This is a genomic window from Agromyces sp. MMS24-JH15, from assembly GCF_043518605.1.
GTDB lineage: Bacteria > Actinomycetota > Actinomycetes > Actinomycetales > Microbacteriaceae > Agromyces.
Window position 1 is genome coordinate 1034767 of record NZ_CP171358.1, and the last position, 23845, is coordinate 1058611.

General features: G+C 68.2%; 18 protein-coding genes and 1 pseudogene. 6 read left to right on the forward strand and 13 right to left on the reverse strand.

Going from position 1 to position 23845, the window contains the following annotated elements; translation table 11 throughout:
* Positions 1-32: 32 nt before the first annotated feature.
* From ACDF64_RS04710 to ACDF64_RS04755, 10 genes are all read right to left on the reverse strand, one after another.
* Positions 33-1991 (reverse strand): DUF3696 domain-containing protein, encoded by a 1959-nt coding sequence (locus tag ACDF64_RS04710; RefSeq protein ID WP_394553701.1) that lies wholly within the window; start codon positions 1989-1991, stop codon positions 33-35.
* A complete protein-coding gene (locus ACDF64_RS04715; protein WP_394553702.1) occupies positions 1988-2890 on the reverse strand; it encodes a hypothetical protein in 903 nt (300 codons plus the stop codon). The genes ACDF64_RS04710 and ACDF64_RS04715 overlap by 4 nt, the downstream gene beginning before the upstream one ends.
* Positions 2887-3903 (reverse strand): helix-turn-helix transcriptional regulator, encoded by a 1017-nt coding sequence (locus ACDF64_RS04720; RefSeq protein ID WP_394553703.1) that lies wholly within the window; start codon positions 3901-3903, stop codon positions 2887-2889. The genes ACDF64_RS04715 and ACDF64_RS04720 overlap by 4 nt, the downstream gene beginning before the upstream one ends.
* A complete protein-coding gene (locus ACDF64_RS04725) occupies positions 3888-4280 on the reverse strand; it encodes a hypothetical protein (protein ID WP_394553704.1) in 393 nt (130 codons plus the stop codon). Before ACDF64_RS04725 ends, ACDF64_RS04720 begins: the two co-directional genes overlap by 16 nt.
* Positions 4281-4795: 515 nt before the next feature.
* On the reverse strand, positions 4796-6169 hold the full coding sequence (gene dnaB, locus ACDF64_RS04730; protein WP_394553705.1) for a replicative DNA helicase: 1374 nt from the start codon (positions 6167-6169) through the stop codon (positions 4796-4798).
* 528 nt (positions 6170-6697) lie between these two features.
* Positions 6698-7150 (reverse strand): 50S ribosomal protein L9, encoded by a 453-nt coding sequence (gene rplI, locus ACDF64_RS04735; RefSeq protein ID WP_394553707.1) that lies wholly within the window; start codon positions 7148-7150, stop codon positions 6698-6700.
* Positions 7151-7161: 11 nt separating this feature from the next.
* Positions 7162-7422 carry a 30S ribosomal protein S18 gene (rpsR, locus tag ACDF64_RS04740; RefSeq protein WP_394553709.1) on the reverse strand — a complete coding sequence of 87 codons (261 nt, stop codon included), beginning with the start codon at positions 7420-7422 and terminating at the stop codon, positions 7162-7164.
* A 72-nt stretch (positions 7423-7494) separates the two neighbouring features.
* A complete protein-coding gene (locus tag ACDF64_RS04745; protein WP_394553711.1) occupies positions 7495-8004 on the reverse strand; it encodes a single-stranded DNA-binding protein in 510 nt (169 codons plus the stop codon).
* A 5-nt stretch (positions 8005-8009) separates the two neighbouring features.
* Positions 8010-8393, reverse strand: coding sequence for a 30S ribosomal protein S6 (gene rpsF / locus ACDF64_RS04750; protein WP_394553713.1), 384 nt, complete (start codon positions 8391-8393; stop codon positions 8010-8012).
* A 240-nt stretch (positions 8394-8633) separates the two neighbouring features.
* A complete protein-coding gene (locus ACDF64_RS04755; protein ID WP_394553714.1) occupies positions 8634-10064 on the reverse strand; it encodes a CCA tRNA nucleotidyltransferase in 1431 nt (476 codons plus the stop codon).
* A 94-nt stretch (positions 10065-10158) separates the two neighbouring features.
* Between ACDF64_RS04755 and ACDF64_RS04760 the strand changes: the two genes are divergently transcribed.
* The 6 genes and pseudogenes from ACDF64_RS04760 to ACDF64_RS04785 all read left to right on the forward strand — a co-directional run bounded on the left by ACDF64_RS04760 (position 10159) and on the right by ACDF64_RS04785 (position 18127).
* Positions 10159-12474 (forward strand): DUF6049 family protein, encoded by a 2316-nt coding sequence (locus ACDF64_RS04760; protein WP_394553715.1) that lies wholly within the window; start codon positions 10159-10161, stop codon positions 12472-12474.
* Positions 12467-14083, forward strand: a complete 1617-nt coding sequence (murJ, locus tag ACDF64_RS04765; protein WP_394553716.1) for a murein biosynthesis integral membrane protein MurJ — start codon at positions 12467-12469, stop codon at positions 14081-14083. Before ACDF64_RS04760 ends, murJ begins: the two co-directional genes overlap by 8 nt.
* A gap of 153 nt (positions 14084-14236) precedes the next feature.
* Entirely contained in the window at positions 14237-15223 is a 987-nt protein-coding gene (trxB, locus tag ACDF64_RS04770) for a thioredoxin-disulfide reductase (protein ID WP_394555047.1), read from the forward strand.
* A 55-nt stretch (positions 15224-15278) separates the two neighbouring features.
* The gene (gene trxA, locus ACDF64_RS04775) at positions 15279-15602 is read left to right on the forward strand and encodes a thioredoxin (protein ID WP_394553718.1); all 324 of its coding nucleotides are present in this window, start codon (positions 15279-15281) and stop codon (positions 15600-15602) included.
* A 134-nt stretch (positions 15603-15736) separates the two neighbouring features.
* Positions 15737-17082, forward strand: a pseudogene (locus ACDF64_RS04780) (PLP-dependent aminotransferase family protein).
* 31 nt (positions 17083-17113) lie between these two features.
* On the forward strand, positions 17114-18127 hold the full coding sequence (locus ACDF64_RS04785; protein WP_394553719.1) for a D-alanine--D-alanine ligase: 1014 nt from the start codon (positions 17114-17116) through the stop codon (positions 18125-18127).
* 401 nt (positions 18128-18528) lie between these two features.
* On the opposite strand, the gene ACDF64_RS04790 is transcribed toward ACDF64_RS04785, so the two are convergent.
* From ACDF64_RS04790 to ACDF64_RS04800, 3 genes are all read right to left on the reverse strand, one after another.
* On the reverse strand, positions 18529-19503 hold the full coding sequence (locus ACDF64_RS04790; protein ID WP_394553721.1) for a ParB/RepB/Spo0J family partition protein: 975 nt from the start codon (positions 19501-19503) through the stop codon (positions 18529-18531).
* A complete protein-coding gene (locus tag ACDF64_RS04795; RefSeq protein ID WP_394555048.1) occupies positions 19503-20534 on the reverse strand; it encodes an AAA family ATPase in 1032 nt (343 codons plus the stop codon). The genes ACDF64_RS04790 and ACDF64_RS04795 overlap by 1 nt, the downstream gene beginning before the upstream one ends.
* 2675 nt (positions 20535-23209) lie before the next feature.
* Positions 23210-23788: a hypothetical protein gene (locus tag ACDF64_RS04800; RefSeq protein ID WP_394553723.1), complete on the reverse strand. Its 579-nt coding sequence runs from the start codon at positions 23786-23788 to the stop codon at positions 23210-23212.
* Between the last annotated feature and the right edge of the window lie 57 nt (positions 23789-23845).

Consider the following 23845-nt stretch of genomic DNA (forward strand, 5'->3'; position numbering starts at 1 on the left):
CGGCTTGGCGGCGACGATGTAAAAACCGATTACTAATCGGTCTTGGCGGCCTTCGCCCGTCGCTTCTTGACCGCTGCAGAGAGGATCGCATGTTCCTCCTCGGTGGCCTGATCGAAGAAGTTCACCGGCCACTCCTCGATGCCACCGAACTCGTTCTGCTGCACGAGCTCGTAGGTCGTCGCACCATTGACTCGTTTGGCGAAGTAAATGCCGATCGTGTCCTGGAGACTGTCCTCCTCGTCTTCAGCAACGCGTCGACGCAGCCGCGAGATGAGGTACTCACTGTGGGTCTCGACGATCAGGCGACGTCCACTCTGGGCAATCACCAACAGGAAGTCAGCGAGCCGCTGCTGCACCTTGGGGTTGAGGTGCAGTTCAGGCTGCTCGATAAGGAGGAGCGAGCCGACAGGAGCCTGAACGCACATGACGATCACTGGAAGCAACTGGCTTACGCCGGTGCCGACACTGGTGAGGTCGAGGTCGCCCTCTACATCTGCTTGCCGCACTTGCATCTGGATGCCGAAGCGGCCCTGATCGGAGACGGAGAAGCTCTCGCCGATGTCGAGGAACTTGGCCCAGCGGCTCACTGCCGTCATGAGCTGGATCGGGCGACGCGGCGTCTTGATGGTCCCGTCGTCATCAGGGGTTGGAACGAGGACCTTTAGGTCGCGGTGTCGTTGCAGAACGGAGGCGGTGAACTCGCCCTTGGGTCCGACATACGAATCGTCGCCCTCTGGGGCATCGGGGTACGCCGCACGAGGCTCCTCCCGGAGCGGCCCAAGGTAGCGGATGCTGCTTCCAAGGAATTCAGAGGCGGCTGCCGACGCCGGCCCCAAGTCACCAAGGTCAGTCAATGACGGTACCTGCCCCGCCACACCGAGCAGAACCAAGGCCTCGATCACCTCCATACCGAAGCTGGGCTCAGCGGCAGTGTTGAGGTCGATACCCAGATGCCCGGCGGACCGGGGATTTAGCTCCATCCGCACGGCGCGAACATAGTCGTCGTCTACGACCCGAATGCTCGCGTCGATTCCACCCAGATACTCAGCGAGCGCTTCAGCGGGGTTCTCGGCTTGCACCAGCCGCTGCGTGTCCTCGCGATAGTGAAGTGATGTGCGAAGCACGAGGGACAGCCATGTCTCGAAAAGGACATCAGCTCGGGGACGCATGACCGAAGCCTGTAACGGGAAGCCCCCCGCGACGCGGATACCCACGAGGTCCAGGAGATCTGGCGTGCGGCCTGAAAACTGGCCGGTAAAGCTGCCGGGACTCGGATCAAAGCCATCGTGCTCGTTGACTGAGGTCTCCTCAGCCGCGGCGTCGGCGAAAGCGAGCAGCCACGACCGATCTGTTGTTTCTTCACTCTTCACGCCTACCTCACCCGGGGTCAGTCGCACGTCCAGTTGATTGATCCGAGCGATTCCGAGTTGCTGTGATGAGGGACCAAGCTTGAGATTCCAGGACAGCGTGGTGTGGGCGGCGCTCCGCGCCTTCCCGGGGCGTCTCAGGTGATCAATGGCGGCCGGGGGTCGGAACTCGAAGTCAGCGCCCAAGACGAGCTGATGCTCGCGACGAATCTGTTCTCGAAGGGCTTCTCTTAGCTCCTGCCTTCGGCGCCTCTCCTGCTCAGTGGGTGCCTTCTCGTTATTGACGGGCACCTGCTCATCGACCTGCACCGCGATATCCATCTGCTCGTCTTCGCTCAGTGGGCCCCGATACTTGACTTCCGCGACCGTCCCGAGACGTACAGAGCGGCCGTTTAGTGGATAAAGGGCGTCGCCGCCGGCCCCGACAGCCTGACTCGCCGCACGGATACTCTGCAGCAAAGTGCTCTTCCCCGAGCTGTTCGCGCCGACCAGCACGGTGAGCGGCCGAAGTTCGACCTCTGCATCGCGAACTGACTTGAAGTTCTCGATCCGCCAGCGCGTTAGCGCGATCCCGCGCCGAGCGGGGCGGAACGGCATCCTTCGGAAGCCCGAGGTGTCAGTCATGCGTGGACCTCTTCGTGAGTAGTGACGAAAGCTCTAGCCGCGATATAACTGAGCTGGAAAAGTCGGTCGTCGCGCGTCCAAACGGCACGCGGCTCGATCCGGCCCCTGACATCGGTGGATCGGCCGAGGAGCCAAAGGGACGAATGCCCCGAGGCTGCCGTCATTTCCACCTGGAACTCATGGAAGTGTTCGAGACGCGCATGAGTCGGGTGGGGCGCGGCCGGTACGTCGGTTGTGTCGGCCAGCTTCCAAAGCAGCCGGAGAGAGTTGTAGAGGCCCACCGCGCGATATGCGGCCACGAGGTCGGCGTCGAGGGCTATATCGACCAACCACCCGGGAACTCGCGTTGTGCCACGCTTCACGCCTTCGATGACCTCTACAACGAACTCCTCGAATGCGGCAATCTCTGTTTCCGTTGATGGGGCGCGGAGGGCGTTCGGGTCGATCAACGAGACCCGTTCACCGTCGATCAGTTCGCGAGTGCAATCACTCGTAAGGGCGCGGAGGCGCTTCAGTTCGCTGAGCTTGAAACTCCAGCGCGGGTCGCTGCGGCCGACAATTGGCGGGCCAGCGACCACACGTCCAACCGCTTCCTCATTGCGCAGCGAAGCCAGTTCCTGCAGCACGGTTGCGTCGACGCGGCCGACCCGACGGTCGAGCTGAACAACCCAGATGTAGCCGAAGACATCAGATTCCACGAGGAGGTCATAGCTTCGGCCGATCTCCGTACCGGCCAGGAGGAGGTCTGAGATGGAGCCGAACTCCAAGTCTGGGCTGAGAAGAGTCACGGTGAGCGATTGGGTCTCTTCGTCGAAGTCCGTGACGAGAACCAGTGCGGATGGGGTGTCGCGGTCCATCGCCATCGCCCGATAGACGCCGCCGATCTCGGGGTCGATCATTGCGCGCCTCCTCCGGACTTGATGATCACCAGTGATTGAAGACGCTCGAACACGTACCCGACGACAGCCTCGCTCTGCGAGGTGAGCTCGTCGCGAATCTTCGAGAACGCCGACTCCTTGTGCTTGGCGGCCGTCGGTCGACTGATGCCGAGGCGGCGGGCGATGTCGCCGTCGGAGTCGCCAACCCACTTGCCCGCCAACAGCGTCGCTTCGTCGCGTGTGAGCGTCGCGATGAGTCTCTCTGTAAGTTCGTTCGCCATGATGAGGTCGCCTGGGTCGAGGTCGCCGGATCGGTCTTCAGCACCGGCGTCATCAGAGACAACCTCCGCTGTTGCGAAGACTGTCAACGATGCGTCGAAGATTTTCCGAAGTTCAAGTTCCTCGATCACGCCGATGGCGTTGCAGACGAGCATCAGGGCATCCGTCAGAGTTCCGGTCGTCCAAATCGCACTCGCGCGTTCGGTGCCGTTGCCAGGTAGCCGGGGAAGCGCTGCGAGGGATGCGGTGAGCCGCGAACTGTAGGTCGATGTCCCCGCACTCGAGCCCGCGAGGCGCCAGCATCGCGGCTTCTTCTGGACTTGCTCGAACGGCGGCGAACTGAGGCATTCAACGGCGCGGTCGAAGAGGTTGTCGACCGCGGTCCGTTGCCTGCGGTCGATCAACGTCATGCGAACTTGCCGGTAGATGAGTGCCCGCGCATGGCCGAAATCGTTCGCGACGTCGCAGATGTACTCCGCCTGGCCCTTGGACAGCATGCGTACGACGACGTCTTGAATAAGATCATCGATCGCGTGCTCATCCCAAGCCGCAGCTCGTGCGTATGCAGCGGGACTATAGCGGCGAGCCACCCTAGGTGCCGCGGTCTGGATCTCCTTCAACCAGAGTGTGCCCAGCCCTTGACCTTCGAACTCAACGATCAGGGCGTTCAGGTCGCCAGCGCTGACATCCCCGAGGTCGTCGACGTCTTCGTCGAGATCGACGAGGGGGCCGCCAAGAACTACTTCGTCTTCCATGGCGCGCTCTTCACAGCATCGATGGTGTCCTGGTCTTCCTCACTGCACATGCGGTGGTTCTCATCGAGCGCGTCCCTCGGAACGGGAAGGGGTCGCGAAACGATGATGTTCCCCTCCTCGTGAAGGCGGCACTTCCCCCAAACGCTGACGTGGTCATGTCGCGGGTTTCGCACTTCGAGTCGGTCAAGGTTCGACGTTCGGGCGAAGACAAACGCGAGCGGCCCGGACGGCGCCCAGTGGCGAAGAATGATCGGTCGCATGCTGCTTGGCTTCTGCGGGGCGAAGCCGACGACGGCCTCGGTCTGCTCGAACCATGCTTCGGCGATCGGAGGATGCATGTTGAGCAGCCCTGCAAGGTCTTCCAGACCGTACCCCACTGACACCCTCCGCGGCCGAAGCGGAGCTCGGCCGTCTGCGCCATTCGACTGGAACAGCGTAGCGGGGGGCCGGCCTAGCGAACGTCACCGCAGCCGCACGCACCCGCCCCCAAAACGTGTCACACCTGCCATGGTCGCGGTGTGCTCTCCAGACCGGGAATCATCGAAGCAGATCAGTGACGCGACTCAGCCGGGCATCGTGCATCCCCTGATTCACAAGCTGCGTCGCGCGCACTTCATCGAGGTCGTCGAGCAGGTCCATGGAGAGTGCACACTCCTGTATCGCGTGATCGACAATCACGTCTGGGAAGCTGCCAGCCGCGAGCCGAAGAGCGGGACGCAGGCGCCGCACGCTCAGCTTCATAGGCCCCGAGCAACCAGCAAGGTCCGGCACCACCTTCTTAGCTCAGTGAACCGAAACTCTCGCGTGTCCGCGCCGAGTGGCGGAACCGCCAAACGCCCGTCAATCGTGCGTGGAAACCGCCATGTTCACGCGGAAACTAAAACCGGGGTGCTCACACCTGCGCCATATCCGCGAACTTCGAGAAGTGCCCCTGGAACGCGACCGTGATGGTGCGCGTCGGGCCGTTTCGGTGCTTGGCGACGATCAGGTCGGCCTCGCCGGCGCGGGGGCTGTCGCGCTCGTAGGCGGACTCGCGGTGCAGCAGCACGACCATGTCGGCGTCCTGCTCGATCGAGCCCGATTCGCGGAGGTCGCTCAGTGCCGGCATCTTGTCGGCGCGCTGCTCGGGGCCACGGTTCAGCTGCGAGAGCGCGAGCACCGGGACCTGGAGTTCCTTCGCGAGGAGCTTCAGTGCACGCGAGAACTCCGAGACCTCCTGCTGGCGGCTCTCGACGCGCTTGCCGCTCGTCATGAGCTGGAGGTAGTCGATCACGACCATCTTCAGGCCGACGCGCTGCTTCAGGCGGCGGCACTTCGCGCGGATCTCGACGAGCGTCATGTTGGGGGAGTCGTCGATGTACAGCGGGGCGTCGTTGATGCGCCCGCGGGTCGAGGCGATGGTGGTCCAGTCGCGGGAATCGACCGTGCCCTTGCGCATGTTCTGGAGCGGCACGTTCGCCTCGGCGGAGAGCAGGCGCATCGCGATCTCGCTCTTGCCCATCTCGAGCGAGAAGAAGATCGTCGGCAGGTTGCTCGTGATCGCCGCTGAGCGCGCGAAGTCGAGCGCAAGCGTCGACTTCCCCATCGCGGGACGCGCGGCGATGATGATCATCTGCCCGGGGTGGAACCCGTTCGTCAGGTCGTCGAGATCACGGAACCCGGTCGGGACACCGGTCATCTTGCCGTCGGTGTGCTTCGCGGCCTCGATCTCATCGATCGCCGCCGTGACCGCCTCGGTGAGCGGAACGTAGTCCTCGCTCTCGACCGACCCGGTCACGCCGTAGATCTCCGCCTGCGCGTTGTTGACCAGGTCGACGACCTCGCCTTCGCCGGCGTAGCCCATCTGCACGATGCGGGTGCCCGCCTCGACGAGTCGGCGCAGCAGCGCGCGCTCGGCGACGATCGACGCGTAGTACCCGGCGTTCGCCGCGGTCGGCACGATGCTCGTGAGCGTGTGCAGGTACTCGACGCCGCCCGCACGCTGCAGGTCGCCCGTCTTCGTGAGCTCGGACGTGACCGCGATGACGTCGGTCGGCTCTCCGTGCGAGTACAGCGAGAGGATCGCGTTGAACACGAGCTCGTGCTTCGGCACGTAGAAGTCGACGCCGCGGACGGTCTCGATGACGTCGGCGACCGCGTCCTTCGAGAGCATCATGCCACCGAGCGCGGACTGCTCGGCGAGGAGGTCGTGCGGTGGGGTGCGCTCGCTCCGCCGGCTTTCGCCGTCATCGACCTGGTCGGCCAGTCCGATGTGTGCGAGCGACAAGCTCCGACCTTTCTCTCGACGGGGACACGGGCGCGCCGGACCCCTGCGGCAAGTCTCCCAAGGACCTCCCACATCGATCGCGCGACCGCCCCACCCGGCCGCGCCCGAGACGCTGCTTCACCCTAGGGAACCGGCCTCGGCAACCACAAGCCAGCCTGTGGATAACAATGTGGAGAATCTGCGAGCAACTGTGCGCATCGTGTGTAATCCACATGTGGACAACTGTGGAAAGTCTGTGAATTACACGGAATGAATTCAGTCCTGATCAGGAACTTCTCTTCTCCACACCTGTGGGGGAAAACTTCCTTCAGATTCTTTTCCACAGGGTTCCGCACCTGTGCACAAACATGTGCGAAAGCGAGAATCCCTCTTGCTTCGAGCGACCGCCCGGGTGTAACGCACCGACCCGCGCGAGCGCGTCGATCCGGCCGTCGAACGGGTCGCCCACCGAACGCTTCCGAGCGTCGCGAACGACGAAGCGGCGGCACCCCCGGAGGGGCACCGCCGCTTCGTGCGTACTGCGGACGATTACTTCGCCGCGACCACCTGGAGGGCGATCGTCGCCGACAGGTCGTCGTGGAGGCGAACGGTCGCCTCGTGGTCGCCGACCACCTTGATGGGGGTCGGGATCTCGATCTTGCGCTTGTCGAGCTCGCCGAGCCCGGCCGCCGCGACCGCAGCCGCGACATCCGCCGTCTTGACCGAGCCGAACAGGCGGCCGCCGAGGCCGGCCTTGACCGACAGCTTGACCTTGCTGCCCTCGAGCTTGGCCTTGAGGGCCTGGGCGTCCTCGAGCGAGTGCAGCTCGCGCGCAGCGCGCGCGGCCTTGATCTGCTCGACCTGCTTCTCGCCACCGCGGGTCCACGGAGTCGCGAAGCCCTGCGGGACGAGGTAGTTGCGGGCGTACCCGTTCTTGACCTCGACCACGTCGCCTGCGGCGCCGAGGCCGGTGACCTCGTGGGTGAGAATAACCTTTGCCATTGTCGTGCTCCTTAGCGGCCGGAGCCCGAGTAGGGCAGGAGGGCCATCTCGCGTGCGTTCTTCACGGCACGGGCGATGAGGCGCTGCTCCTGCACGGAGACACCGGTGATGCGACGGGCGCGGATCTTCCCGCGCTCCGAGATGAACTTCCGAAGGGTCGCGACATCCTTGTAGTCGATGATGCCGACCTTGACGGACTTCGCGGGGGCGGCGTTCTTCGCGCCCTTCCCTCCGCGAGGCTTGCGGCGGTCGCCGCTGCTCTTTCCAGCCATGGTTCTTTCCTGTCTGAGTGAATTCGTTACGTGCGACGGATGCCACGGGGCATCCGCTGCCGGCCATCAGGCCTAGAAGGGGACCTCGTCGCCGTAGTTGGTGCCCGGCGCGTTCCAGACGTCGCCGCCGCCGCCCGACTGGGCGGCCGGGGCGCTGGGCGCCCAGGCGTCGTCCGACTGGCCGCCCCCGTAGGAGCCGCCGCCGACACCACGGTTCGACTGCGCGCGCTGCACGGACGCGGTGGCGTAACGCAGGCTCGGCCCGATCTCGTCGATCTCGAGCTCGATGCTGGTGCGCTTCTCGCCTTCCTTGGTCTCGTACGAACGCTGCTTGAGGCGCCCGGTGGCGATGACCCGGGTTCCCTTGGTGAGCGAGCCCGCGACGTGCTCGGCGAATTCACGCCAGCAGCTCGCGCGGAGGAACAGCGCCTCGCCGTCCTTCCACTCGTTCGCCTGACGGTCGAACGTGCGGGGAGTGGACGCGATGGTGAAGTTCGCGACCGGCAGCCCGTTCTGCGTGTAGCGCAGCTCCGGGTCAGCCGTGAGGTTGCCCACCACGGTGATGATGGTCTCGCCGGCCATGGGGACTAGGCGTCCTTCTTGGCAGGGGCCTTGGCCGCAGCGGCGGCCTTCTTCGCGGCCTTCTCCTCCTGGGCCTTCGCGTGAGCGGCCACCTGTGCGATGGCCTCCTCGGCGCGGAGCACCTTGGTGCGCATGACGGCCTCGCTGAGGTTCAGCTGGCGGTCGAGCTCCTTGGTGGTCGCGGGCTCAGCGGTGAAGTCGACGACGGCGTAGATGCCCTCGGCCTTCTTCTTGATCTCGTAGGCCAGCTTGCGACGACCCCAGATGTCGACCTTCTCGACGGTGCCACCGTCGTTCCGGATGACGTTGAGGAACTTGTCGAGGCTGGGAGCAACGGTGCGCTCGTCGATCTCGGGATCGAGGATGACCATCAGCTCGTACTGGTGCATGACGTACCCACCTCCTTCGGACTCAGCGGCTCCCGAGCGTGTCCCGGGAGCAGGAGGGTGTTCAATGCGTCGCGGTGCGGAGGCCCGGAATCGGGCACGCAGGCAACCTGTCAAGTGTAACGGATGCCTCGCCCACCCGCCATTCGGGCGTGAGCCATCCTCACCGGCGCCCGGTCCGGCGCCCTGCGCGGCGCATTGTGCGGCGCCCTGTCGGGCGCCCTGGGCGCACCGCTTCCGGCCTCACGCCTCGCGCGCGGCCCACCATGTCAGCAGGCGATCGCGCGCGGCATCCTCGCCGATCGGCCCCTCGTCGAGCCGCACGTCCAGCAGGAACCGGTACGCCTCGCCGACCACCGGGCCGGGCGCGATGCCGAGCGTGCGCATGATCTGCGCGCCGTCGAGCTCGGGCCGGACGGCCTCGAGCTCCTCCTTGGCCGCGAGCTCGGCGATGCGCTCCTCGAGGTCGTCGTAGGCGAACGAGAGCATGTCCGCCTTGCGGCGGTTCCGGGTGGTGACATCGGCCCTCGAGAGGATGTGCAGCCGCTCGAGCTGGTCGCCCGCGTCGCGCACGTACCGGCGCACCGCCGCATCCGTCCACGAGGCATCCGTGTACCCGAAGAACCGCAGGTGCAGCTCGATGAGCCTCGCGACCGCGTCGATGGTGTCGTTGTCGAACCGCAGTTCGCGCAGGCGCTTGCGCGCGAGCTTCGCCCCGACGACGTCGTGGTGGTGGAACGTCACGACGCCCTTGCCCTCGAGGCGGCGGGTGCGCGGCTTGCCGATGTCGTGGAGGAGTGCGGCGAGCCGCACGACCAGGTCGGGGGAGTCGAGGTTGCCGCGCGACGTCTCGTAGTCGATCGCCTGCTCGAGCACGGTCAGGCTGTGCTCGTACACGTCCTTGTGGCGGTGGTGCTCGTCGCGCTCGAGGCGGAGCGCGGGGACCTCGGGCAGCACGAGGTCGGCCAGGCCCGCGTCGACGAGCAGTCGGATGCCCCGCCGCGGGGCCGCGGTCAGGAGGAGCTTCGACAGCTCGTCCTTCACGCGCTCGGCCGAGATCCGGGCGATCTCCGGCGCGAGCGCCGAGATCGCGGCGCGCGTGCCCTCCTCGACCTCGAAGCCCAGCTGCGACGCGAAGCGGGCCGCGCGGAGCATCCGCAGCGGGTCGTCGCCGAACGAGACCTCGGGTGCGGAGGGCGTGCGCAGCACGCCGGCCATGAGGTCCTCGACGCCGCCCGACGGGTCCACCAGCTCGATCCGGGGGAGTCGCAGCGCGAGCGAGTTCACCGTGAAGTCGCGCCGGACGAGGTCGCCCTCGAGGTTGTCGCCGAAGACCACCTCGGGCTTGCGCGACGCGCCGTCGTACGTGTCGGCGCGGTAGGTCGTGATCTCGACGGTCTCGCCCGCGACCTTCGCGCCGATCGTGCCGAACTGGCGGCCGATGTCCCAGTGGGCCTCGGCGATCGGCTTGACGATCGCGAGGATCTCGTCGGGCGTGGCATCCGTCGTGAAGTCGAGGTCGTGCACGTCGCGGCCGAGGAACGCGTCGCGCACCGGGCCGCCGACGAGCGCGAGCTCGTGCCCGGCCTCCTCGAAGGCCGCGGCGAGGCGCGAGACGGTCGGCGAAGCCGCCAGCTCACCGAGCCGGTCGAGGGCGGCGGCCACGTTCAGCATTCTCACCATGGTACGGGCGTCGCCCGTCGGGCAGGCGGTCGCCACTGTGCACCCTGACCGCGGACGCCCCGATCGCGCCCGTAGAATCGCCTGCATGGAGGAGGCCGACTCGAATTCGACGCCGCGCCTCCGTCGACTCCCCCGGTCGATCCGTCGAAGCCTCGTCGTGCTCGCCCCGCTGGTCGCCCTGTGCGTGGGCGCCGCGCCGGTGGCGGCGGGGGTGTTCGGCACGACGGACCCGGCCGGCACGGCGGACGGGCGCCCGGTCGCCGCACAGCCCGTCGACCCGGCCGGCCCGGACACCGTCGAACTCCACCTCGCCCCGACGTCCGGCGCGTCGATCGATCCCGCCGCGCCCGCGCCGATCGAGGTCGAGGTCGTCAACCGGTCCACCACCTCGCTCGGCGACGGCACGATCCGGCTCTCCGTACCCTCGGCGCCGCTCGCGGATTCCGCGGCGATCGCCGAGTGGGCCGACGAGGATGCGGACGTCGCGGTCGAACCGGTCGGCGAGGCCGTCGTGCACCCGATCGGTGCCGGCGGATTCGGGGGCGCGACCATCCCGGTCAGCGCCGAGTCGCTCGCGACGCAGTCCGGAGGCCCCGTGATCGGCCTGCGTGCGGAACTCGTCGTCGACGGCGTCGTCGTCGCCGTGACCGATGCCGCATTCGCCGCGAACGACGCCGCGGCGACCCGCGACGTGTCGCTCGCGCTCGTCACCGCCATCACCATCCCGCCGCAGACCGCAGGCCTGGCCGATGCGGCACAGCTCGAGGAGTGGACCGGCCCCGTCGGGCTGCTCACGCGACAGCTCGCCGCCGTCGCCGACCAGCCGGTCGCCGTCGCCGTCGACCCGCGCATCATCGCCTCGATCCGCGCGCTCGGCACGGCGGCCCCGCCGACGGCCACCGAGTGGCTCGCCCGCCTCGCCGCGATCTCCAACGAGGTGTTCCCGCTCGCGTTCGGCGACGCCGACCTCGCCCTGCAGGCGCAGCTCGGCGTCGGCGTGCTCCAGCCGACGTCGTTCGCCGATGCGCTGGACCCGGCGGCGTTCCCGGCGACCGCGGCGCAGGACGGCGGCGACGGCGACGCACCCGAGTCGGCCCCGGCCACCGAGACGCCCGCGCCGACCGAGCCCGCCGATCCGCTGCCGTCCACCGAGGAGTTGCTCGCGTGGGACTACACGCGCACCGACGTGGCCTGGCCGGCCGACATGACCGTCGCCGCCGGCAACCTCGCGGTCTTCCGGTCGGCCGGCCTCACGACCTCGATCCTCTCGGCGGCCAACGTCGAGTCCTCCGCCGCCGACGCGAACGCCGCGTCGATCGTCGACGGGGAGACCGCGCTCGTCTCCGACGGAGCGATCACCGCGGCACTCCACGCGGCGGCGGTCGCGACCTCCGACCTGGACGAGCGCGAAGCCGAGGGCCGCGTGCTCGCCGAACTCGCCATGCACGCGTCGGGGTCCGGCGAACGGACGACGCTGCTCGCGACGTTCCCGCGCGGCGCGCAGTCCAACCCGTCGCGTCTCGTCTCTGCCATCAGCCTGGCCGCCGGCTCGCCGTGGTCGCGCATGGCCTCCTTCTCGGATGCCGTCGGCGCACCGCCCACGACGCGCACGCTCGTCGACAGCCCCGAGGGCGACCCGCGCCACTCGTACGCCGACCGCCTCGTGCACGCCGAGTCGGAGGTCACCGCATTCGCGACCGTCCTCGACGACCCGGCCCTGCTCAGCGGGCCGGCCCGCCGCCAACTGCTCTCGCTGCTCGACGTCGGCTGGATCGCCGATCCGGCCGGCTGGGCCGACGCGGTCGGCACGTGGCTGGTCGACCAGTCCGAGACGCTCGCCGCGGTCTCCGTGGTGCCGAGCAGCACGGTCATCATCGTCGCAAGCGAGACCGGTGTCCCGACGACGGTCCAGAACGCCCTCCCGTACCCGGTCACAGTCCACGTCGACGTCTCGCCCTCGAACGGCCGGCTCGTCGTCGAGGAGCCGGTCGAGGTCACCGTCGGGCCCGAGTCGCGCAGCCAGGTCCGCGTGCCCGTCGAGGCCGGGGTCGGCAACGGCGACGTCGTGCTCACCGTCACGCTGACCTCGCCCGAGGGCGTGCCGGTCGGCCGCGCGGTCGAGATCCCGGCGACGGTCCACGCCGACTGGGAGGGCCTCACGGCCGCGATCCTCGCGGCCGCGGTGGTCGTCTTCTTCGGCGTGGGCATCTGGCGGAACATCCGCCGGCGGCGCCGGGAGCGTGCGGAACGTGCGGCGGCGGCGACGGCGACCGAGTCGGGCGACTCGGTCGGATCTGCCGAGTCCGACTCGGATGCCCCGACGGAGCCCGAGGCTGAGCGCGGCGCCTCGAGCAGCCAGGACTCCGATGACGCCGCAGGCCCGGAGCGCCGGGATGGCTGAGGACCGGATCGGCCGCGCGAGCGTCTTCCTCGCCAGCGGCACGATCGTCTCGCGCATCCTCGGCTTCGTGAAGTCGATCGTGTTCGCGAGCGTCGTCGGCGTCGTGGGCGCGGGCGCTGACGCGTTCGCGGTCGCGAACGGCCTTCCGAACACGGTCTACGTCATCGTCGCGGGCGGCGTGCTGAGCGCGGTGCTCGTGCCGCAGATCGTCCGCGCGAGCGCGCACGCGGACGGCGGCAGCGCGTACATCAACAAGCTGCTCACGCTCGCCCTCGCCGTGCTCACGGCCGCGACGGTGCTCGCGACGGCGCTCGCCCCGCTGCTCACGGCCCTCTACGGCGCACTGCTCCCGCCCGAGACGCTCGCCCTCGCGATCTCGTTCGCGTGGTGGTGCCTGCCGCAGATCTTCTTCTACGGCCTCTACACGTTGCTCGGCGAGGTCCTGAACGCACGTCGCAGCTTCGGCCCGTTCACCTGGGTCCCGGTGCTGAACAACGTGGTCGCGCTCGGCGGGCTCATCGCGTTCGCGCTCCTGTTCGGTGCGGATGCCACGGGCTCGCGCCCGGCCGACGCGTGGTCGCCCGAGATGGTCGCGGTCCTCGCCGGGTCGGCGACGCTCGGCGTCGCGATCCAAGCGCTCACGCTGTTCCTCTTCTGGCGGCGGATCGGACTGCGGTACCGACCCGACTTCGCATGGCGCGGCGTCGGGCTCGGCACGGCCGGTCGCATGGCGGGCTGGACGTTCGGGATGCTCCTGCTCACGACCGGCGCGGGCATCGTGCAGACGCAGGTCGCGAGCACCGCGTCGGGCAGCGACCCGTCGGTGAACGCCCTCGACATGGCGTGGCTGGTCTTCATGCTGCCGCACTCGGTGATCACCGTGTCGATCGCGACGGCCTACTTCACGCGCATGAGCGAACACGCCTCGCACTCGCGCATCGACGAGGTGCGAGCGGATGTCTCGAGCGCGATCCGCGGCGTCGGGCTGATCATCGTCCTGGCATCCGCGGTGCTCATCGTGGTCGCCTACCCGTTCGCCTCGGTCTTCGCCGCGACGTTCGCGCAGACCGTCGCGGTCGGGAACATCATCATCGCGTTCTGCCTGGGCCTCGTCGCCTTCAGCACGCTCTTCATCGTGCAGCGGACCTTCTACGCGCTCGGGGACACGCGGACGCCGTTCTTCTTCACGCTGTTCCAGACGATCGTCTTCGTGCTCGGCGCGCTCGCGTGCCTGTGGCTGCCCGCCGCGTGGACCGCCTTCGGCATCGCCCTGGTCACCACCATCGCCGGGACCGCCCAGCTCGTCCTCGCGCTCGCGTTGCTGCGGGGCCGACTCGGCTCGCTCGACGGGCGCCGCGTCACGATCGCATTCGGCCGGTCGCTGCTCGCGCTGATCATCCCGGTCGGCGTCGGCGTCATGCTGCTCCTCGCGCTCGGCGGCACGGTCGACGGCGGCTTCGCGGTGTCGGGCCTGATCGGCGCGATCACGTCGATGGCCGTCATCGGGGCCGTGATGTCCGCACTGTACTTCGCGGGCCTCTGGCTGCTCCGGTCCCCCGAGTTCCGCGGGTTCGCGGCGCCGCTGCTCGCCCGCCTCGGTCGCGGCTGACGCAGCTCGGCCCCTGGATGACCCGGGCACGGGGCATCCGTCACACTCCAGCCATGCGCCGTACGCCGGAATACGCTCCGCCTAGACTGTGTTGACCATGTCGTGACATCCGCCGGAGCGGGTGCCACACGCACGCTGGACAGGAGCATGGGTTTGCGCGACATCATCATCATCGGCTCAGGGCCGGCCGGCTTCACCGCCGCCATCTACGCCGCACGCGCCGAGCTGAAGCCGCTCCTCATCGCGAGCTCCGTCGAGATCGGCGGCGAGCTCATGAACACGACCGAGGTCGAGAACTTCCCCGGCTTCCCCGAGGCGATCATGGGGCCCGACCTCATGACCAAGATGCAGGCGCAGGCCGAGCGCTTCGGCACCGAGGTCGTCTACGACGACGTCGTGGAACTCGACCTCGAGGGCCCGGTCAAGCGCGTGAAGCTCGGCAACGGCGAGACGCACGAGGCGCGCGCCGTGATCTACGCGACGGGCTCGGCCTACCGGAAGCTCGGACTGCCCGAGGAGGAGATCCTCTCCGGCCACGGACTGTCGTGGTGCGCGACCTGCGACGGCTTCTTCTTCCGCCAGAAGACGATCGCCGTCGTCGGCGGCGGCGACTCGGCGATGGAGGAGGCGACGTTCCTCACGCGATTCGCGGACAAGGTCTACGTCATCCACCGGCGCGACTCGCTCAAGGCGTCGAAGATCATGCAGCAGCGTGCCTTCGACAACGAGAAGATCGAGTTCATCTGGAACGCCGAGGTGTCGGCCATCCACGGCGAGAGCGCCGTGACCGGCGTGACGCTCACCGACACGGTCACCGGCCAGGTGCGCGCACTCGACCTCGACGGACTGTTCGTCGCGATCGGCAACGACCCGCGCACGCACCTCGTGCACGGCAAGCTCGACCTCACGCGCGAGGGCACCATCGCGGTCGACGGCCGCTCGTCGCGGACGTCCGTCCCCGGTGTCTTCGCCGCGGGCGACGTGATCGACCCGTTCTACCGCCAGGCCGTCACCGCGGCAGGCTCGGGCACGGTCGCCGCGCTCGACGCCGAGCACTACCTCGCGGCGCTCGACGACGCGTCCTCAACGGAGGGCGACGAATCGGCCGAGGCGATCGAGACCCTCGTCGAGGCTCGCTGACGGCCCGCGCCGCCCGAGCCACGAGACATCCACTTCACCTGAAGGAGATATGCACATGACTGCACGCGCAGTGACCGAGGCCACCTTCGAGCAGGAGGTCCTCAACAACGAGAAGGCCGTCCTGGTCGACTTCTGGGCCGAGTGGTGCGGACCGTGCCGCGCCGTCAGCCCGATCCTCGACCAGATCGCGACCGAGCACGCCGACAAGCTCGACATCGTCAAGCTCAACGTCGACGAGAACCCGCAGCTCGCGATGAAATACCAGATCACCGCGATCCCCGCGTTCAAGGTCTTCGAGAAGGGCGAGGTCGTGAAGACCGTCATCGGCGCCAAGCCGAAGCCCGCCCTCGAGGCCGACCTCGCCGCCTACATCCAGTAGCCGGCCGCCTCGACGAACCCCGAGACCCGCCCGGCAGAAGCCGGGCGGGTCTCTCGCGTTTGAGGGGATGCGATGGATGTCCCGCCGCGAGGCATCCGTCAGACCGCACCGATCGCGGCACATACGATGAAACCCTGGAACAGAACGGAAGTGATGTGAGCACCGACGGCGTCCCGCAGCGGACCGGCAACAACCTCGACCCCTGGTATGCGAACTACGCCGAGCGAGCTGCCGGCTTCGCCGCCTCAGAGGTCCGAGCCCTGTTCGCCGTCGCGTCGCGCCCCGAGGTGGTCTCGCTCGCCGGCGGCATGCCGTTCGTCTCCGCGCTGCCCCAGGAGCTCATCCGTTCCTCGATGGAGCGCGTCATGCGCGACCAGGGTCCCGTCGCGCTCCAGTACGGCGGGGAGCGGGCATCCCCGAGCTTCGCGAGCACATCCTCGACGTCATGTCGCTCGAGGGCATCCGCGGTGCGTCGGTCGACGACGTCGTCACCTCGACCGGGTCGCAGCAGGCGCTCGACTTCGTCGCGAAGCTCTTCCTCGACCCCGGAGACGTCGTCCTCGCCGAGGCGCCCTCGTACGTCGGCGCCATGGGCGTGTTCCGCTCGTACCAGGCCTCGGTCGTGCACGTCGCGATGGACGACGACGGGCTGATCCCGGAGGCGCTCCGCCAGACGATCGCGCACCTGCGCGGCCAGGGGCGCCGGATCAAGTTCCTCTACACGATCCCGAACTTCCACAACCCGGCCGGCGTCACGCTGTCGGCGGCACGTCGGCCCGAGATCCTCGACATATGCCGCGCCAACGAGATCCTCGTGCTCGAGGACAACCCCTACGGCCTGCTGCACTTCGACGAGCCGGTGCCGAACGCGCTCCGCGCGCTCGACCCGGAGGGCGTGATCTACCTCGGATCGTTCTCGAAGACGCTCGCGCCCGGGTTCCGCGTCGGCTGGGCGCTCGCGCCGCACGCGATCCGCGAGAAGCTCATCCTCGCGGCCGAATCGGCGATCCTGTCGCCCTCCTCGTTCAGCCAACTGGTCGTGTCCGAGTACCTGTCGACGGCCGACTGGCGCGGACAGATCGACACGTTCCGGGGGGTGTACCGCGAGCGCAAGGACGCCATGATCGACGCGCTCGGGGAGCACCTGCCCCAGTTGCGCTGGACGAACCCGAACGGCGGCTTCTACGTCTGGGTGACGATGCCGGACGTGCTCGACTCGAAGGCCATGCTGCCGCGCGCCGTCAAGGAGCTCGTCGCCTATACGCCGGGCACGGCGTTCTTCGCCGACGGTCGGGGGCGGCACGCGATGCGGCTGTCGTTCTGCTATCCGACGCCGGAGGCGATCCGCGTCGGCGTGCGCCGGCTGGCGAGCGTCGTCAACGGCGAACTCGAGCTGCTCGACACGTTCGCGGGCACCGGCGAGCTGTACGCGCCGAGCCGGCCCGGCATCGAGCCGGCCCCGCCGACGGACATGAAGTGATGCGCGACCTGGATTGGAGAAACCCCTGATCATGAGTGATTCGCCTGCTACTTCCGATGCCGTGGATGCCCCGGACACCGTCGTCGCCGAGGGTGGAGAGCGCACGCTGAACGTGCTGGTCCTCGCCGGCGGCATCTCGCACGAGCGGGATGTCTCGCTGCGCTCGGGTCGCCGGGTCGCGGACGCCCTCTCGGCCGCGGGTCACACGGTCACGCTGCGCGATCCGGACGCCTCACTGCTCCCGGCGCTCGACGAGCATCGACCCGACGTCGTCTTCCCGGCGCTCCACGGCGCCAGCGGCGAGGACGGGGCACTCCTCGAACTGCTCGAGGCGCTCGGCGTGCCCTACGTCGGCTCGACGGGTGCGGCCGCACGACGCGCCTGGGCGAAGCCGGTCGCGAGCTCGCTCGTCCGCGACGCCGGGATCGCGGTGCCGGAATCGGTGGTGCTCTCGCAGGAGACGTTCCGCGAACTCGGCACCGCGAGCGTGCTGCGTGTCGTGCGAGCCGCGCTCGAGGGCGACCTGGTCGTGAAGCCCGTCTCCGGCGGATCGGCCCAGGGCGTCACGATCGTCGAATCACCCGACGACCTGCCGCGAGCGATGGTGAACGCCTTCACCTACGAGGACACCGCGATCATCGAGCGTCGCATCGTCGGCACCGAGGTGGCGGTCACGGTCATCGAGACGGAGGACGGCCCCGAGGCCCTGCCCGTCGTCGAGATCGTGCCGACGGCGGGGGTCTACAGCTTCCAGGCTCGCTACAACGCGGGGGAGACCACGTTCTTCGCGCCGTCGCGGCTTCCGGCGGACAGTTCGGCGGCACTCTCCGCTGCCGCCGTGCTCGCGCACCGGACGCTCGGGCTTCGCGATCTGTCGCGTATCGACTTCATCGTCGACGAGGCCGGGACGCCCTGGTTCCTCGAGGCGAACGTGCTGCCCGGCCTGACTGAGACCTCGCTCGCGCCGCTCGCGATCGAGGCGTCGGATCGCGAGACGTCTGCGGTGTACGACGGACTCGTGCGCCGGGCGGTTGCTCGCGGCTGAAGCCCGGGTGGTGACTCGCGGGTGAAGCCGGGCGGTGCTCGCGGCTGAAACCCGGCGGTGCTCGCGGCTGAAACCCGGCGGTGCTCGCGGCTGAAACCCGGCGGTGCTCGCGGCTGAAGCCGGGCGGTGACTCGCGGCTGAGTTCGGGCGAGTTCGCCGCGAGGTTGTGCCGCCCGGCGCCGAGGCATGTTCCAGCCGGGCCGCACCGAGCGCTTCAGTTCGGGCTGGCGCGGCTCACGGCCGCCGATCGTGGGCGGTAGACCGTCGTGGTTTCACGTGAAACACGAACGGTGAGGCTGAGCGTCGGATGACGTCGTCAGTGGAGCCGGTCGGCGTCAGTTGAACAGTCCGTTTCGTCCGCTCGTCCTTCGCCCCGCCCGCCGAACGATACGTCCGTCGGCTCAGAGTCCCTGGAGTTCCTCGCCGAGGTCGGTGAGAATTCGGCGAAGGTCCTGCACCGTGGCGAAATCGATGTTGATCTGGCCTTTTCGCGCGCCCAGCGAGATCTTGACTCGCGTGTTCAGTCGATCGCCGAGGCGCCCGGCCAGGTCGTCGAGGAACTCCTGGCGCTTGCCGGCTGCGGGCTTGACCCGTGCCGGCTTGGGCTCTGCGGAGGCGATCGCCTCCGCAGCGCGAACGGAGAGCTCCTCGTTCACGATCTTGTCGGCGAGCCGCTGCATCGAGTCGGCATCCGGCATCATCAGGATCGCGCGGGCGTGCCCAGCGCTGATGACCCCGGCCGCGACCCGGAGCTGCACGGCTTCCGGCAGCTTGAGGAGGCGGAGCGTGTTCGAGATCTGCGGGCGAGAGCGGCCGATGCGCGTCGCCAGCTGTTCCTGGGTGATGCCGAAGTCCGCGAGCAACTGCTGGTAGGCGGATGCCTCTTCGAGCGGGTTGAGCTGCGAGCGATGGAGGTTCTCGAGGAGTGCATCGCGAAGCATGTCCTCGTTCGCGGTGTCCTTGACGACCGCGGGGATCGAGTCGAGCCCCGCTGCCTTGGTCGCACGAAGACGACGCTCACCCATGACGAGTTCGTACTTGCCCGCTTCCTCGGGGTGCGGGCGCACCACGATCGGCTGGAGCACTCCGAACTCCCGGATGCTGTGCACGAGTTCGGCGAGATCCTCGGCGTCGAAGACGGTTCGCGGCTGGTGCGCGTTCGGCACGATGTCGTCCGGGTGCAACCGGGCGAGGCGCGCGCCAGGAACGGCGACGAGCGCTTCGGCATCAGCGGCCTGCTCGATGACACTGACGACCGCTGGCGGACGGTCGTTGTCGGGGAAGAAGACGTCCACCGGACGGCTTGCCGCCGACTCCTCGACGACTGGGATGAGTGCGCCGATTCCGCGGCCGAGGCCGGTTCGCTTGGCAGCCATCAGTTGGACTCCTTGTTCTCAGGGAAGCCGCGACGGGCGATCTCGGCGGCGGCTTCGCGGTACGACAGTGAACCGCTGGAGCCGAAGTCGTAGGTGATCACGCTCTGCCCGTAGCTCGGCGCCTCGGAGACTCGGACCGACCGGGGGATGATCGTCCCGAGCGTCTGACCGGGGAAGTGCTCCTTGACCTCCTGTGCGACCTGCTGCGCGAGGTTGGTGCGCGAGTCGTACATCGTGAGCAGGATCGTCGAGAGTCGGAGATCCGAGTTCAGGTGTCGCTGGATCAGTTCGATGTTGCTGAGGAGCTGCGAGAGGCCTTCGAGTGCGTAGTACTCGCACTGGATCGGGATCAGCACCTCGCGGGCCGCAACGAAGGCGTTGATCGTGAGGAGTCCGAGCGACGGCGGGCAGTCGATGAAGACGTAGTTGTACGGCTCGACCATGGTGGCGAGGTGAGCATCGAGTGCTCGGCGCAACCGCTGTTCGCGCGCGACCATCGAGACGAGTTCGATCTCGGCACCCGCGAGGTGGATCGTGGCCGGAACGCACTGGAGCAGTTCGTGCTCCGTCGAGGGACGAACGACCTCGGCCAGCGGGAGATCGGCGACGAGGACCTCGTAGATGCTTCGCTGGTCGGAGCGGTGGTCCACTCCGAGCGCGGTAGAGGCATTGCCCTGGGGGTCGAGGTCGATGACGAGCACTCGGGCGCCGCTTCGTGCGAGCGCCGCGGCGAGGTTCACCGCGGTGGTGGTCTTCCCGACCCCGCCCTTCTGGTTCGAGATGGTGAAGACACGCGTGGCGCGGGGGAGCGGGAGGACGGCCTCCTCGAGTGCGATCCGACGTCGTACCTCGTCGGCGAGCTGATCAGCCAGGGGTGTTCCTCCGTAGTTGGACGATGTTTCACGTGAAACATCGGGGATCGGTGCGAGATTCGGCGGCGAAACGGGCGACGACGGGATCGTCGGGCTGACGCGTTCGGCAACCGGTGCGAGCACACTTGCTGGAGGCGAGGATACGCCGTTCTCCACCATCGGCCGAATGGCATCGGGGTCTTCGGTGTCGGCGATGGGCATCGCCCCGGCCTCCGCGGCCCCAGCGACCTGGAGGGCATCGGATGCCTCGGCCGCTCCCTCCCGCCACACGGGGTCGTCGTTCGCGCGCGCCGCTGAGTTCGACGATGTCGCCGAGGCCTCATCGGTGTCCCGGGTGATCGGCGCGGGTTCGCCGGCGGGAGACGCGCCCACCGAATCGGAATCGCTTCGGGACGGCTCCGTTGCCGAATCAGGCAGAGCGAGTGTCCCTGCCTCACGCACGGCAGCGAAGGCACCGGGTGGCTGCGGGGAGTCGCTCGGCGGGGAGTAGTCGTTGTGGGGGGAGTCGTTCTGCGGCGTATCGGTGAGGACAGGAGCGACCTGTCCCGGGCCGTCCCCGACAACCGAGCTCGGCGCCTGCTCGCTCGGGGCCTGTTGGTTGAGCGGCGACGGGTTCTGGGCCGAGGCATTCGGGACGACCTCGTTCGGCACCGACCCGTTCGGGACGACCTCGCTCAGCACCGGACCAACAGGCACCGGGTCATTCGCCACCGGACTGTTCGGTACCGGGCCGTTGAAACCAGCTCCGTCTTGGAGGGGACCGGTCGACGCCGAATCGTTCTGCACAACGCCAGTCGGTGCGGGCTGGTGCGGCAGGGGCCCGGTCAATGCGGCTTCGTTCGGCACGCGCTCGCGAGTCTCCGTGCCGTCGAGCCCCGGAAGTTCGTGCGTGCGATCGTTCTGCACCGGCGCAGTGGGCACTGGCGCGCGTTGCACCGGCGTGTTCGACACGGGATCGCCCTGCACGGCGTTGGTCGGTGCGGCTTCGCCCTGCACGGCGTTGGTCGGTGCGGCACTTCCCTGCACCGGGTTGGTCAGCGCAGCATCTCCCTGCACGGCGACCGTGGGCACCGACACGCTCCGGACCGGTCCGTTCACGACAGGCGAGCTCCGTACCGGGCCGTCCACCACCGGCGCACCCACCGCCGGCCCGCCAGTTTCTGGTCCGTTCTGCGGTTGCACGTCCAGCGCCGGCCCGCCTACTTCCGGTCCGTTCTGGCGTCGCCCATCCAGCACCGGCTCGCTCGATGCCGGGCCGTTCGCCACCCGCCCGACACGCGCCGAGTCGGCGAGGTCCGGGTCGTTCCGGACGGCGCGGATCGGGGGAGCGATGACCTTGGGTTGCTGGAGGGACACCACGGTGTCGGCTGCAGCATCGCCGACGATCTCGCGGATGATGTCCTCGAGCAAGCGGTCGGCGCCGGTTTCGTGTCGAGCAGCACTCCACTCCGCGTCGGGCGACGGCACGTCGGCGAGTGCCGCGGCCGTCGCGGCGTCCCAATCGATCGAACCGGTCGGCGGACCGGACGAGACGGCAGGGCCAGGGAAACCGGGGGTGCCGGCGGTGGGAACGTCGGTCGCGCCGGCGCCGATCGACGGCATCGAATCACCGGGTGCACGGCTCGTGGGAGCGACGTGCGGAACTCCGGAGATCACGGTGGAAGCTGCGCCGGCGGCCGGTGTCCCCACCGCGACATCCGTGCCCTGGCTGCGCTCGATTGCACCAGGACCAGGTTCGTCGCCGCGGCGCTGTCCGGGCAGGTATGAAGAGACTGGCGCGACGGTGCCGGCGTGTGGCGGCGGAACTGTCGCCGGTGCACCGGGCGACGGCGGCCCGGAAGGCGTGGCCGGCGGGGCCCACGCGGAATCAGCGACGCCCGGCTGGGGACTCGCGACCGGCGATTCGCGGTTCGGTCGCGGGACCGGAGCGGAGCCGCCCGCAGGCGGGGCTGGTGGGCTCGTCGGTGCCGATGGCGGGCGAGGCGCGTCCGGCGCCGGATTATTCGCCGGGGGACTGTGATCAGCGGTGTCGTCCGACTTGCCACGCTTGCGCTGGAACCAGCCACGACCTCCGCCCTGCGCCATCCGAACTCTCCCAATACGATCGCGTGCGGTTCGAGGAGGCAGCCGATTGGCGCTGCTCGAATCTGAAACACCAGCCTAACCGGGGGCGCCGACCGTCATGACGGGGCGCGCAGCATCGAGAGCAGTCCGCGTCATCAAAGACTGGGGAGGGAGCGTTTCACGTGAAACATCTCTTGCGTTCGTCACTCGCCTCGGACCGCCGGCTGAACCAACGCCAGAAACGCGATTCGGCCGCGATGCCGCATCCACAACCGGACGAACAGATGCACCCCTGGGTCGACCACGTGATGTTTCACGTGAAACTTCCCCTCGCTCTCTCGATTCAGGAGATGCCAGCTGGCGCTTCGACGTGGACGGTGTTGCTCAGGTCGATGACTTCGCGGACGCGCGTTGTGGACTCAGGCACCAGTGAGGGTGACAGCGGGTGCCGTCCGGGGGAGCGGCGACGCCTCGGCAGGCGACGCATCATCCGTAGGAGTGGCGGACGCGATTCGGCAGCCAGGAAGGCTGCCTCAGACTGATCACGTCCGTTCACACAATCGTGCCGAACTGCGACCTCCCAATCGTAAGAAGAAGAAGAAGAAGAAGAGCGATCGCTGGAGCGCCGCCCCCGAAGGCGACGACGACGCTGCACTCGCGATGTGATTGGCGTACGTGGATCTCTCGAGGACGGGGGGCGGCGACGCCTCGGCGGGCGACACATCATCCGTAGGAATGGCGGACGTGATTCGGCAGGCGGAAGAACTACTTCAGACCGATCGCGTCCACTCACACAATCGTGCCGAAGTGCCGCCCTCACAATCGCAAGAAGAGGAATGATCGCTGGATTGTCGGCGCCGAAGGCGACGACCGCATTTGCACTCGCGATGTGATTGGCGGGCGATGCATCGCTCGATGACGGCGGGGTGCCTTCGAAGCAGAAGTGGTCGGTGTGGCGACGCGCGAATCGCGCTGCCCGTCCTCCTCGTCCTGCTCGTCCTGCTCGTCCCGCTCACGCCCGGCTCGCCCGGCTCGCGCTGCCCGTGCGGCACATCCGGCACATCCGGCACATCCGGCACATCCGGCACATCCGGCACATCCGGCACATCCGGCACATCCGGCACATCCGGCACATCCGGCACATCCGGCACATCCGGCACATCCGGCACATCCGGCACATCCGGCGATGATGATCGCACCGACCCGTTCTGAGACCGCCGGCATGCGGCACCCGCCGAGCGCGCACTGGACGCGACCGAGTCGAATGCGCTCAGCGGGTCGAGTTCGGCGAGCACGCGGGCGCGCAAGCTGCACGCGCGAACACCCTCCGGCAGGCCCGCACGCAGCATGGGCACACCGGACAAGCGCCCGCGTTCACGGCCGCGGATGACCCCACCACGTCGGTC